Annotated in this window: 10 protein-coding genes; 5 read left to right on the top strand and 5 right to left on the bottom strand. The window is 60.5% G+C overall.

Annotated features, from left to right (window positions below):
* Window positions 1-33: 33 nt before the first annotated feature.
* The 4 genes from rsmA to F2S13_RS25150 are packed head-to-tail and all read right to left on the bottom strand — an operon-like array spanning window position 34 to window position 5,936.
* Window positions 34-840: a 16S rRNA (adenine(1518)-N(6)/adenine(1519)-N(6))-dimethyltransferase RsmA gene (gene rsmA, locus F2S13_RS25165; protein WP_166366000.1), complete on the bottom strand. Its 807-nt coding sequence runs from the start codon at window positions 838-840 to the stop codon at window positions 34-36.
* The gene (gene pdxA, locus F2S13_RS25160) at window positions 837-1,826 is read right to left on the bottom strand and encodes a 4-hydroxythreonine-4-phosphate dehydrogenase PdxA (RefSeq protein ID WP_166365998.1); all 990 of its coding nucleotides are present in this window, start codon (window positions 1,824-1,826) and stop codon (window positions 837-839) included. Before pdxA ends, rsmA begins: the two co-directional genes overlap by 4 nt.
* Window positions 1,823-3,139: a peptidylprolyl isomerase SurA gene (gene surA / locus F2S13_RS25155; RefSeq protein WP_166365996.1), complete on the bottom strand. Its 1,317-nt coding sequence runs from the start codon at window positions 3,137-3,139 to the stop codon at window positions 1,823-1,825. The genes pdxA and surA overlap by 4 nt, the downstream gene beginning before the upstream one ends.
* Window positions 3,120-5,936, bottom strand: a complete 2,817-nt coding sequence (locus F2S13_RS25150; RefSeq protein WP_166365994.1) for an LPS-assembly protein LptD — start codon at window positions 5,934-5,936, stop codon at window positions 3,120-3,122. The genes surA and F2S13_RS25150 overlap by 20 nt, the downstream gene beginning before the upstream one ends.
* Before the next feature lie 128 nt (window positions 5,937-6,064).
* Between F2S13_RS25150 and F2S13_RS25145 the strand changes: the two genes are divergently transcribed.
* From F2S13_RS25145 to F2S13_RS25135, 3 genes are read left to right on the top strand one after another with little or no spacing between them, the layout of a single operon-like run.
* Window positions 6,065-7,090: an aminoglycoside phosphotransferase family protein gene (locus F2S13_RS25145; protein ID WP_166365992.1), complete on the top strand. Its 1,026-nt coding sequence runs from the start codon at window positions 6,065-6,067 to the stop codon at window positions 7,088-7,090.
* Window positions 7,087-7,758 (top strand): N-acetylmuramate alpha-1-phosphate uridylyltransferase MurU, encoded by a 672-nt coding sequence (murU, locus tag F2S13_RS25140; protein WP_166365990.1) that lies wholly within the window; start codon window positions 7,087-7,089, stop codon window positions 7,756-7,758. The genes F2S13_RS25145 and murU overlap by 4 nt, the downstream gene beginning before the upstream one ends.
* 1 nt (window position 7,759) lies before the next feature.
* On the top strand, window positions 7,760-8,524 hold the full coding sequence (locus F2S13_RS25135) for a DnaJ domain-containing protein (RefSeq protein ID WP_166365988.1): 765 nt from the start codon (window positions 7,760-7,762) through the stop codon (window positions 8,522-8,524).
* Here the strand turns inward: F2S13_RS25135 and F2S13_RS25130 are convergent.
* On the bottom strand, window positions 8,521-9,519 hold the full coding sequence (locus tag F2S13_RS25130; protein WP_166365986.1) for an alpha/beta hydrolase family protein: 999 nt from the start codon (window positions 9,517-9,519) through the stop codon (window positions 8,521-8,523). The genes F2S13_RS25135 and F2S13_RS25130 overlap by 4 nt on opposite strands.
* A gap of 97 nt (window positions 9,520-9,616) precedes the next feature.
* On the opposite strand from F2S13_RS25130, the gene F2S13_RS25125 reads away from it, so the two are divergent.
* Together F2S13_RS25125 and F2S13_RS25120 are read left to right on the top strand one after the other, a co-directional pair.
* Window positions 9,617-12,007 (top strand): PAS domain-containing sensor histidine kinase, encoded by a 2,391-nt coding sequence (locus tag F2S13_RS25125; protein WP_166365984.1) that lies wholly within the window; start codon window positions 9,617-9,619, stop codon window positions 12,005-12,007.
* A 10-nt stretch (window positions 12,008-12,017) separates the two neighbouring features.
* Window positions 12,018-12,647, top strand: coding sequence for a response regulator (locus tag F2S13_RS25120; RefSeq protein WP_166365982.1), 630 nt, complete (start codon window positions 12,018-12,020; stop codon window positions 12,645-12,647).
* Window positions 12,648-12,811 lie beyond the last annotated feature (164 nt).

Raw genomic sequence — 12,811 nt, 5'->3', positions numbered from 1 at the left:
CCAGCGTTCGCCGGCCTTGCGGGTGAGCGGGGATTAACCTGCGTCGTTTTGTTCCGCGAGCTTGTCGGCCAGGCGCACGAATGCAGCCAGGTCCAACTGTTCCGGACGCAAGCTGCCATCGACGCCGGCGGCGGCAATGGCATCGCTGCTGAGCAGGGCCTTGAGCGTGTTGCGCAATGTTTTACGACGCTGATTGAAGGCTTCGCGCACGACGCGCTCAAGCAGGCGGTGGTCCTTGGCCGGGTGAGGCAGGACGTCGTGAGGGACCAGGCGCACGATGGCCGAATCGACTTTCGGAGGCGGGTTGAATGCACCGGGTCCGACATTGAACAGGTGTTCTACCCGGCAATGGTACTGAACCATGATCGACAATCGACCCCAGTCACCGCCACCAGGGCCTGCGGCCAGGCGTTCAACGACTTCCTTCTGCAGCATGAAATGCATGTCGCGGATCAGTGCGGCATTGTGCAGGAGGTGGAAAATCAGCGGGGTGGAGATGTTGTAGGGTAGATTGCCGACCACTCGCAGGCTGTTGGGGGCTGCGCCGAGGCTGTTGAAGTCGAATTTGAGGGCGTCGCCCTGGTGCAGGCGGAAATTCTCGTTGCCAGCGAATTGCCGGTTGAGAATCGGCACCAGGTCCTTGTCCAGTTCGACCACGTCCAGTTGTGCACCGCTGCTGAGCAGGCCTTCGGTGAGGGCGCCCTGGCCCGGGCCGATTTCCAGCATGCGCTCGCCCTGACGAGCGTGGATGGCCCGCAGGATGCGGTCGATCACGCCAGCGTCATGCAGGAAGTTCTGACCGAAGCGCTTGCGCGCCCGGTGTTGGTAATGCTCGCTCATAGTCGGGTCTCGGCCATCTGGTAGGCGGTTTCCAGGGCGACCTGCAGGCTGCCGGTGTCGATCTTGCCACTGCCGGCCAGATCCAGGGCTGTGCCATGGTCGACCGAGGTGCGGATGATCGGAAGACCGAGTGTCACGTTGACGGCGGCGCCGAAGCCTTTGTACTTCAGTACGGGCAGACCCTGGTCATGGTACATCGCCAGCACTGCGTCGCAGTGCTCCAGATATTTGGGGGTAAACAGAGTGTCGGCAGGCAGCGGGCCACGAAGATCCATGCCTTCGCTGCGCAGGCGCTCTAATGTAGGTTCGATGATGTCGATTTCTTCATGGCCCAGATGGCCACCTTCCCCGGCATGCGGATTGAGCCCGCAAACCAGGATCCGCGGTTGGGCAATGCCGAATTTTTGCTTGAGGTCGGCGTGGAGGATGCGGGTGACCCGCTCCAGGCGCTCGACAGTGATTGCATCGGCGACCTCGCGCAAGGGCAGATGCGTGGTGACCAGGGCCACACGCAAGCCACGGGTGGCAAGCATCATCACGACTTGCTCGGTATGCGTCAGGTCGGCAAGAAATTCGGTGTGTCCGGAGAACGCGATGCCGCTTTCGTTGATCACCCCTTTGTGAACAGGTGCAGTGATCATTGCGTCGAAGTGGCCGTCCAGACAGCCCTGGCCTGCACGCGTCAGGGTTTCCAGGACGAACGCGGCATTGGCTTTGTCCAGTTGCCCGGCAGTCACCGGTGCCCCCAGGGGCGTGTCCCAGACATACAGGCTGCCGGCTTCGGCCGCTACTGTCGGCAAGGCATCTGGCGTCACGGAAAGCAGTTTGACAGCCACGCCCAGCTGCGTGGCGCGCTCGACGAGCAGGTCACGGCTGGTGATGGCGATCAGGGGGTGCGGCTGGGGTTGCGAGGCCAGCAGCAGGCACAGGTCTGGACCTATGCCGGCCGGCTCGCCGGGTGTCAGGGCAAAACGCTTGAGCTTCACTGGGCCGCCTGGTCGACGCCAGGGAGCTTGATTTCAACGTAGGCTTCGTCACGGATCTGACGCAGCCAGGTTTGCAGCTCTTCGTCGTACTTGCGGTTACGCAGGACGGTCATGGCCTGTTGTTCGCGGGCCTGGCTGGTGCTGTCGGTGGCGCGGCGGCCAAGGACTTCCAGAACGTGCCAGCCGTATTGGGTCTTGAATGGCCTGGACAGTTGGCCCTGCGGGGTTTTAGCCATCACTTCGCGGAACTCGGGGACCAGTCCGTTCGGGTCGACCCAGTTCAGGTCGCCACCGTTAAGGGCGGAACCCGGGTCTTCGGAGAAGCTTTTTGCCAGTTCGGAGAAGTCTTCGCCCGCTTCGATACGGTCGTAGAGTTTCTGTGCCAGGCGCTCGGTTTCTGCTTCGCTGCGAATTTCGCTGGGCTTGATCAGGATGTGGCGAACATGGACTTCGTCACGGATCTGGGTGCCGCCGCCGCGTTTTCCGAGCAATTTGACGATGATGAACCCACCCGGAGTGCGCGCCGGAGGGGTGATATCACCGACCGCCATCGAGCTGAGCTGGCGATCGAAGGGTGGTGGCAGTTGCGCCGCTTTGCGCCAGCCCATGTCACCGCCTTCCAGTGCCGTTTCGCTGGCGGACTTGGCGATTGCCATCTGGGAAAAATCAGCGCCTTGCTTGAGTTGCTGGTAGATATCCTGGGCCTGACGACCGGCACTCTGGATTGCATCCGAATTGGCACTTTCCGGTGTCGGGATCAGGATGCTGGCCAGGTGGAGCTCTTCGGACAGCTGCATTTTACCCAGGTCGGAGGCGAGGAAGTTCTTCACTTCCTGTTCCGTGACCTGGATGCGCTCAGCCACCCGGCGCTGACGCACGCGGCTGATGATCATCTCGCGACGCACTTGCTCGCGGGCGTCGTTGTAGGACAGACCGTCGTGGGCAAGGGCGGCGCGGAACTGCTCGACGCTCATGTTATTGCGCTGGGCAATGGTGCCGATGGCCTGGTTCAGTTCTTCGTCGGTAATGCGGATGCCGGAGCGCTCGCCGATCTGCAACTGCAGGTTTTCGACGATCAGACGGTCCAGGACCTGCTGTTGCAGCGCGCTGGCGGGCGGCACCTGTGCGCCACGCTTGGCAATGGTTTGTTGAACTTCATGGATCCGCTGATCCAGTTGGCTCTGCATCACCACGTCGTTGTCGACAATGGCCACGACCTTGTCAAGGGACTGCACCTGGGCCTGAGCCACGGTACCCAGTAACACTGCGCCCAGCAACAGCGGGCGCAGACAATCAGTAAGCTTGATCTTCACGTTGACGATAACCTTGAATGCCTTGGTCCAGGAAGCTCTCGACCTTATTGCCTACCACGCCACCGAGGCCTTTCAGCACGATTTGCAGGAAGATCCCGTGGTCGCCTTTTTCGTTCTGCGGCGTAGGCTGAGTGAATTCGTCGTAATCGATCCAGTAACGGTTGATCAGACGCAGTTTCCAGCAGCAGTTGTCATATTCGAAACCACCGAGGGCTTCCAGGGTGCGATTGCGGTTGTAGTCGAACTGCCAGCGGGTGATGGCGGTCCATTGCGGCACGATCGGCCACATGACCGAGAAATCGTGCTGGTTGATCTTGTAGTAATCCTTGACGAAGCCAGGCTGGCCAGGCGTGCCATAGTCGCCGCCGCCCACTTGCCATTTACCGGTAGCCTGGTCGTAGATGACCATGTCGTTACGATAGCGGTAGCCGAAGTTGACGATCTTGTTCACGTCGTCTTCAGGCTGGTAGTGGAACATTGCGCTACCCGAGCGGGTGCTGCGGCTGTCCGGATCCCAGTTGAAGTCGGAGGTGAAGCGCCAGTCGCGGTTATAGCGATATTCGTATTCAAGTGCATACGGCGAGACATTGGACTGTGCGCTATCGAGCGTTTTCGGGTCAATGCCCGGCAACTGAACCTCGCGGTCCTTGAAGTACAGGGCCTGGCCGATGGCGAAGCGCTGACGCTCGAAGCCGTTGTCTTCGATCCAACGGTTGGTCACGCCCAGCGACAGCTTGTTCTCGTCGCCGATACGGTCCGAACCACTGAAGCGGTTATCGCGGAACAGCGAGGCATAGCTGAATGTGTACTCGCTGGTATCGAAGATCGGAATGTTTTCCTGGTTTTTCTCCGGTACATACAGGTAGTACAAGCGCGGTTCCAGAGTCTGGCGATAATCTTTGCCGAACCAATTAGTGTTGCGGTCGAAATACAGGCCACTATCAATACTGAAAATAGGTACTGCACGATCCTGCGAGCTGTCGAAGTCGCCGAGGATGAAGTCTGTTCCGTTGGCGGCAGCCGCTTGCTGGCCTGCAAGGATTTGCTGTTTGCCGGTCGAATCCAGGCTCAGGTCATAGCGGGTATAGACGTACTTGATCGAAGGCTTCACGAAGCCGTATGTGGCTTCCATCGGCAGGCTCATGACCGGCGCCAGGTTCATGCGATCGCCGTTGGCACGGGCAAGGCCGGTGACATTGGTGTCGTACCAGGGCGTCGCGGTGCCATCTTCGTCTACGAAGTCACCGGTACGCAGGTCTCGATCGAAGCGCACGAACTCGGTTTCATAGTTGAATTTCAAGCCGCCCGGATCGTAGGGCAAGAAACCATTGAACGTGAGTTGCGGCAGGCGGTCATACGGCGTGATGTAGGAAATCGATGCCAGCTTGTATGCCTGCAGGTTCAGGCGTGCGTTATAGGTATCGCCACGATAGGTAAGCGCACCTTGCTGGTTGACGTAAGTAGTCGGGGTTTTCACGCCAATCTGGTCGGTTGCCAGATCCTGGAAGTAGTAAGGGTCACTGATATCGGTGTAATCGACTTCGCTGAACAAGCGCGAATCCAGGCCGCCCTTGTGTTGCCAGTTGATCATCCAGCGCTGCTTCTCGTAATCGGACATCAGCTTGCGTTGGTCGTCCTTGTCGTCCAGGTAGGCGCCGCCGAACTGCCCTTCGCTGGATTCGGTCAGGTAGCGGAATTCGCCTTCCATCAACAGGCCGCGCTTGGTCATGTAGCGCGGGTACAACGTGGCGTCGTAATTCGGTGCCAGGTTGAAGTAGTAAGGCGTGACAAAAAACGTGCCGGAGTCGCCGCTGTTGCCGAAGCTGGGTGGCAGGAAGCCGGACTGGCGACGGTCGTCGATCGGGAAGTAGATGTACGGGGTGTAGAACACCGGCACATCCTTGACCCGCAGCGTTGCGTTGGTTGCCGTACCGAAGCCGGTCGCCGGGTTCAGGGTGATATTGTTGCCCTTGATCTGCCAGGCGTTACTGTTTGGCTCACAAGTGGTGTAGGTCCCGTCCTTGAGGCGAATGATCGCGTTTTCGGCACGCTTGGCATACAGGGCGCTGCCGCGGACATTGGACTTGTGCATCACGTATTCGGCGTTGTCGACCTGGGCTTCGCCGGTGTCGAGCTGGACCTGAGCATGGTCCCCGACCACCAGGGCGCCATTATCGCGCAGCTTGACGTTGCCGTTGAGTTCGCCACGGTTCTCGGCCTGATACAGGCTGGCCTCGTCGGCCTCGATCTGCATGCTGCCCTGGCGCATGACGACGTCACCGGCCAGGGTCGCGATCTGTTCTTCTGCCTGATAGCGCGAAGCCTTGGCACCGAGAAATGTAGGCGCTTCGTTCTTCGGCGTCTTGTCGTCCATGCCTGGGCGAATTGGCTCGACATAGGCGCCGGAGCAATAGGGGCCGGTCTCGGCAAGCTGGGCAGGGGTAAGATTTGCCCGCGGGACCCAGTCGAGGTGGCTATAGTCGGCGCTGCGCGTTGTCAGGCCACGGCCTTTGCTCTCGGTTACCAGTACGGTACCGGCTGCCTTTTCTTCGCCGGCAGGAGCCTCGGCGGCGCTTTCACCGCTGGTGCTTGCCGCCGGCGTTTCATGCACGGGGCGTGGTGGCAGTTCGGCCGCATTGGTTTTGGGGTTGCAGTCCCAGCCTCCGGCAGCGGAGACTTGGCAGTCGAATTGTTCTGCGGCAACCACGTATTGGGTAGCCCATGGTTGCATCGCCAGCAAACCGCCGGTAACCAGCAACGGAAATTTTTTGCGAAACGCGGGGGAATTCAATGCCATCTTATTAGTCCGGGCTTCCTGCGTGCCATCTGCCCGCGGGGGAGCCGCACGCCTCTCGATGGTCTGAAAAAGATGCTGGATAATAAAGCATGACCCGCTTGGCGGCTAGCGCCGTCGGAGACCTTGTAATGCCTGAACACGATGTACGTCTGCAACAACTTGAAGTCTGGCTCGACGAACAGTTGGCAAAACTCTTCCAGGCCAATGGATGGGGGGCCGTTCCGGCGGCTACATTGACCGCCGCCAGCAGCGATGCCAGCTTTCGCCGGTACTTTCGCTGGGAAGGCCAGGGCCGTAGTTTTATCGTCATGGACGCGCCACCCCCGCAGGAAAACTGTAAGCCTTTCGTGGATATCGCCCGTTTACTCGCAACTTCGGGGATAAATGTACCTATTATATATGCCGAAGACCTTGAGCGCGGTTTCCTGCTGCTCAATGATCTGGGTAATAAAACTTATCTGGATGTGATCGACGCCGAGAATGCCGACGCGTTGTTCGAGGATGCCATTGCAGCCTTGCTGGCTTTTCAGCAATTGCCGATGGAGGCGTCGCTGCCCAGCTATGATGTGGCACTGCTGCGGCGCGAGCTGGAATTGTTTCCCGAGTGGTATGTGCGTCGTCACCTGGGCATCGAGTTCAATGAGCAGCAGCAATCAGCCTGGGACAAGGTCAGCGCATTGCTGATCGATAGCGCGTTGGCTCAGCCGAAAGTGCTGGTGCATCGCGACTATATGCCACGCAACCTGATGATCGGCGAACCCAACCCCGGCGTGCTGGACTTTCAGGATGCGGTCTACGGTCCGATCACCTATGACATTACCTGCCTGTTCAAGGATGCTTTCCTGAGCTGGCCTCAGGAGCGTGTGCAGGGCTGGCTGAAGGCTTATTGGGAGCGGGCACGGGCATTGAATATCGCGGTGCATGAGCAATTCGATGCATTCTTGCAGGCCAGCGACTTGATGGGCGTGCAACGCCACCTCAAGGTCATCGGGATATTTGCACGTATTTGTCACCGTGACGGCAAGCCCCGCTACCTCACCGATGTGCCGCGGTTCTTTACGTATATAGAAACTGTTGTCGCTCGCCGGCCGGAACTGGCGGAATTGGGCGAATTGATCACTTCATTGCAAGTACCGGCCGGAGCATCGGCATGAAAGCGATGATCCTGGCGGCAGGCAAAGGCGAACGGATGCGCCCCTTGACCCTGCACACACCCAAGCCGTTGGTCCGTGTCGGGGGTGTACCCTTGATCGAGTACCACCTGCGAGCCTTGCACGCAGCAGGTTTCAAGGAAATCGTGATCAATCACGCCTGGCTCGGCCAGCAGATCGAAGATTACCTGGGCGACGGTTCTCGTTACGGGCTGCAGATCCGCTATTCCGCCGAAGGCGAGCCGCTGGAAACCGGTGGCGGTATCTTCAAGGCGTTGCCGCTGCTGGGCGAGGAGCCCTTTGTACTGGTCAACGGCGACATCTGGACCGATTACGATCTGGGCGCCTTGCGTAAACCTCTCGCCGGTCTGGCCCATCTGGTGCTGGTGAACAATCCGCAGCACCATGCCGTCGGCGATTTTTCGCTGGTCGACGGTCAGGTTCAAGATGCCCGGCCAGCAGTACCGTCTATGACCTATAGCGGAATCGCCGTGCTACATCCAAGGCTGTTCGCAAAGTGCCAGGCCGGCGCCTTCAAGCTGGCGCCACTTTTGCGTCAGGCCATGGGTAAGGGGCAAGTCAGCGGAGAGCATTTTGCCGGTCATTGGGTGGATGTCGGAACCCACGAGCGCCTGGCCGAAGTCGAGCAACTGCTCGCCGGACGCCATTGAAATGCTTTGGCCTAGTACCCTGATCGGTGCCGGCGCAGGCTTTGCGATTGCAAGCATTCCAGGAGCCTTGCTTGGCGCTCTGATGGGGCACGCCATGGACCGGCGACTGCAGTTGCACAGCTGGGCTCATGTGCGAGCGCGCCTTGGCGGCAAACCTGCCTTGCGCGACGACGAACTGCTGTTCGTGATGCTCGGGCGTCTGGCCAAGAGCGATGGCAGGGTAGTCGATGGGCATATCCTGCAGGCGAAGCAGGAAATGCACCGACTGGACCTGAGTGACCACGCGCGACAGCGGGCGATTGCAGCGTTCAACCGTGGCAAGACAGGTGGTGATCACCTGAAGGGCTATTTGCGGCACTTGAAACGCCAACCCCATGCGGCCGAGGGCTTGTTGCGGGCGTGCTGGCGGATGATCTGGGCCGACGGCAAGGCCACTTTCCAGGAGCGGGAACTGATTTTGCTGTGGGGGAAGTGGCTGGGTTGGACGCCGGCAAAAGTGAAGGCGCTGGCGACCGACTATGACCCCAGGCGAAAACCTCTGACCGGTAGCGGTGGCGCTTATCAGGAGGCCCTGGAGCTTCTCGGGGTGGCGGCCGATACAGAACCTGCGCAGATCAAGCGGGCCTATCGACGCCTGATCAGTCGTCATCATCCGGACAAGCTGGTCGGCAGCGGCGCAAGCCCTTCCCAGGTTCGCGACGCAACCGAGCGTACCCGGGAGTTGCATCAGGCCTATGCGGTCATTCGCCAGCGCAGGAACTTTTAGAAAGATGACGGCTTGGCTTCAGGGCTGAGCCAGCCCCGGACCCGGCGAAACAATTGTTCCTGCTCGGCAGCACCGTTGCCGGGCAGTGCCTTGAGGGAAACCTGGCTGTAGCCGCTGTCTTTCAGGCGTTTGCTGGCTTGCAGGCGCTGCTCTGCGGCCTTGCGCGCCTGAGGGCGATCGCTGTAGTAAAAGTCCGCTGTCGGCAGCTTCAAACCGGGGGCCAGTGCGTCCAGGCCCGGGTTGGCATTGACGGGTGACTGCGCTGCAACCATCACGAATTTCTGCACCAGATGGGGTTGGCGTTCGCTCAGGTAGCGCGCAGCCCAATAGGCTCCACTACCGTGCCCAAGCAGCACGATGGTCCGTGCTTTTTGCTGCTGGGCGTAGGTAATGCCTGCTTCGATTCGAGCGAAGATTCGCTCGGCGTCGACTCTGTTTTGCTCCTGCTCGGCCGAAAGGGTCTTGTCGGCGTTTTCATTTTCGCGAGCGGTGGCTTGTTCAACGCTGGCATTGGCATCAAGCGGCGTCGCCTGGCTGCTCGATGCCGTCGCGGGAGGCGTCGCTGTGGGTACTGGCTCGGTAGCTCGCGGCAGCGGTGTATCAGCGAGCAGATCCGGGAGGGTCAAGCTCAGGCTGTGCCATCGCGCATCCGGCAGTTTGCGCCGCAGTGGGCTGACGGCTTGCGGCCAATCCGCTGTTTCACCTGCACCGGGAACGATCACCACGGCCCCTTCCGGGTCGCTGCTGTTGGCCGGTTTCCACAGGGCTAGAAAGCTGTCGCTTCCAGCGCTCAGGGTTTGCTGTTCTTGCAGTGGCAGTTGCCGTTCCAGGGCCAGGGCATCTTCCTGGCTGCGCTCGAGCAATGGCTGACGCACTGCGGCAGCGGGCTCACCGGTGGTTTTTTGTGCGGTGTCTTCGGCCACCGCTGACTGGTAGCAAGGTAGTATCAACGTCAGGCAGAACGCTGAAAGCGTCGTGCGGTAGATTCGAAACATCGGATAATCCAGGCCAGAAATTTACCGGCAGCCTAATAGTATTTGTCAGGGACAGCCATTGCCTGCAATGGCGGTTTCTTCATCGATGAGATTGTGCATGATGCGATTGCGCTGCCTGATGGTTATCGGCTGTCTGTGTCTTCCCTTGATCGCACTGGCAGCGCCAGTGTCCTCCGTGCCGACGGTGCAGCTCGACGCCAGCCAGCGTCAGTGGCTCGACCAGCACCGCAGCTTGCGGGTGGGGCTGGTGTTGCAGGCGCCTTTTGCTCAGTTCGATCGACGCCTGCAGCAGCTGTCGGGGGTCAACGTGGAACTGGTGAATTGGCTGGCCCGCCTGTTGCAGCTGGACCTGTCCTGGCGCAGCTTTCCTGACCAGGCAGCCCTTGAGCGCGCCCTGCGGGCGGGCGAGATCGATCTCGCTCCCGGCTTGACCCAAACACCTTCCGGGCTGCGGATGTGGTTATTCTCGGATCCTTATATGCGGATTCCACAACTGGTCGTCGGTGAGCGAAGCGGGGCAGTGACGATCGACCTGGAAAAGCTCAGCAGCGAAGAGCGGGTGGTGGTACGCATGCCCAGTGCCGTGGCGGATTACCTGCGCAGCACTTACCCGAGCCTCAATGTGCAAGGTGTCCCGCTGGAGCGTGAAGCCTTGCAGTTGCTGCTGAGCGAACAGGCCAGTTATGCGGTCGTGGACGAGGCGCAGTTCAGCCGGTTAGCCAGCGAGGCGGAGTTCGCCAACCTGGTGGTCGTGGGCGATATCGGTTTTCCACAGCTGTTGCGGGTGGCTTCGCGAGCCGATTGGCCGGAACTGGCGCAGATCCTGGAGAAGGCCCTGCATGTGATCCCGGCCAAGGACCTGGAGCAGTTGCACGGGCGCTGGCTACAGCCCAAATACCCGCGACTGGCCGACTCACCAGGGTTCTGGCAAAACCTCTGCCTGTTGCTCACGGTGCTGTCGCTGGCGTGCATGGCAGTGGTGATCTGGCAGCGTCGACAGCAGCGGGTACTGGAGCGCTCGTTGCTCGCGGCGCGCGAAGACCTGGCCGCGCGCCTGGCCCGCGAGGAGGCGCTGCGTCTCACCCAGTTTTCCATTGATCACAGCACGGTCGGTATTCTCTGGGTCAACTGGGACAGCCATGTACGTTATGCCAACCGGGCTGCCGAAACGATGCTCGGTTATGCACCGGGGGCCGTAGTCGACAGGCCGCTGATCGACTTCGAACCCAATCTGCACATGGATCGCTGGCTCAACTTGTGGAAGCGCGCGCGTTCCAGCGATGAGGCGCCACAGAGTTTCGAAACTCAATGTGTGCGTGCCGACGGCAGCATCCTGCCGACCGATGTTTCCCTCAGTTTTCTGCGTTTCCGCGATGCCGAGTATCTGGTCGTGTTCCTGACCGATGTCACCGAGCGCCGCCGGGCTCTGGCCGCGCTGCAGGAAAGCGAGGCCCGACTGCAGGGTATCGCCGCCAACGTGCCTGGCCTGGTGTTTCGCCTGGAGCGGGCCCAGGCCGGTGGCCCGTTGGAGTTTGCCTATATCAGTGAAGGCAGCGAGAGTCTGGTCGGCTATTCGCCGGCGACCCTGCGCCATCCGGATATGGGCCTGCGCAACCTGGTGCACCCGGAGGATCGGGCCAGTTATCACCGCACGCAGGATCAGGCGCTCGACACCGATCGCGACTGGTCGTGGCAGGGGCGGATCCTGACCCGGCAGGGACAGGAGCGCTGGGCGGAAATCAAGGCGATTACCCGCGGCCTGGGCGATGGTCGGGTGGTGTGGGACGGCATCGTCTGGGATATTACCGAGAGCAAGCGCATCGAATTGGCACTTGCCAGCTCCCAGGAGCAACTGCGGGAACTGTCGGCGCACCTGGAAAGCGTGCGCGAGGAAGAAAAGGCCCGCATCGCCCGCGAGGTTCATGATGAGCTGGGGCAGATGTTGACCGTGCTCAAGCTGGAAACCTCGATGTGCGAGCTGGCCTATGCCGACCTCGACCCGGGCCTCAACGAACGCCTCAACAGCATGAAGCGCCTGATCGCGCAGCTGTTTCAACTGGTGCGCGACGTGGCCACGGCCTTGCGCCCGCCCATCCTGGACGCCGGCATCGGTTCGGCCATCGAATGGCAGGCCCGGCGTTTCGAGGCACGTACCCAGATTCCGTGCCTGATCGATGTACCGGACAACCTGCCGCCATTGAGCGATGCCAAGGCCGTCGGCCTGTTCCGCGTGCTGCAGGAGGCATTGACCAATGTCATGCGCCACGCCCAGGCGCATACTGTGCAGATAGGTCTGGCGCTCAGCGAACAGACCCTGTGCATGACGGTCATCGATGACGGTTGCGGTTTTGATATGCACGCCGATCGGGTTGCATCCTTCGGTCTGGTTGGCATGCGTGAGCGAATCCTGATGCTTGGCGGTATCCTGGAGCTCGACAGCGAACCGGGTGAAGGCACCAGCCTTTGCGTGCGTATCCCCTTGAATTAGGAGAGTGGCATTGATTCGTGTACTGGTGGCTGAAGACCACACCATCGTTCGAGAAGGCATCAAACAGCTGATCGGCCTGGCCAAGGACCTGGTTGTGGCAGGGGAGGCCTGCAATGGCGAGCAGTTGCTCGATACCTTGCGCCATACCGAGTGTGAAGTCGTCCTGCTGGATATTTCGATGCCTGGGGTCAATGGCCTGGAGGCGATTCCGCGGATACGGGCCCTGAACAACCCGCCGGCGATTCTGGTGCTGTCGATGCACGACGAGGCGCAAATGGCCGCTCGTGCCTTGAAGGTGGGCGCTGCCGGTTACGCGACCAAGGACAGTGACCCGGCGCTGTTGCTGACGGCCATTCGTCGGGTTGCAGGCGGCGGGCGCTATATTGACCCGGAACTTGCCGACCGGATGGTTTTCGAAGTAGGCCTGACCGAGTCGCGCCCCCTGCATTCGCTGCTGTCAGAGCGTGAATTCTCGGTGTTCGAACGCCTGGCGCAAGGGGCGAATGTCAATGACATTGCCCAGCAGCTGGCCCTGAGCAACAAGACCATCAGTACCCACAAGGCGCGCTTGATGCAGAAGCTCAACGTCAGTTCGCTGGCTGAACTGGTCAAGTATGCGATGGAGCACAAGCTGGTTTGACGGGATGGCTTGTCTGAAAGCGACAGGGTCTGGCAGTTGCGGACTTATCGCGGGCAAGCCCGCTCCCACAGGGTTTGATGCTCCACCTGTGGGAGTGGGCTCGCCCGCGATGAGGCCGTCGAGCCCTGCAAAATACCCAAAAACGCCACCTCTGTAGGGCAATC

It is taken from the genome of Pseudomonas akapageensis, from assembly GCF_011355085.1.
GTDB lineage: Bacteria > Pseudomonadota > Gammaproteobacteria > Pseudomonadales > Pseudomonadaceae > Aquipseudomonas > Aquipseudomonas akapageensis.
The sequence above is the reverse complement of the archived record's forward strand: the minus strand, read 5'-3'. Positions and strand labels throughout refer to the sequence as shown.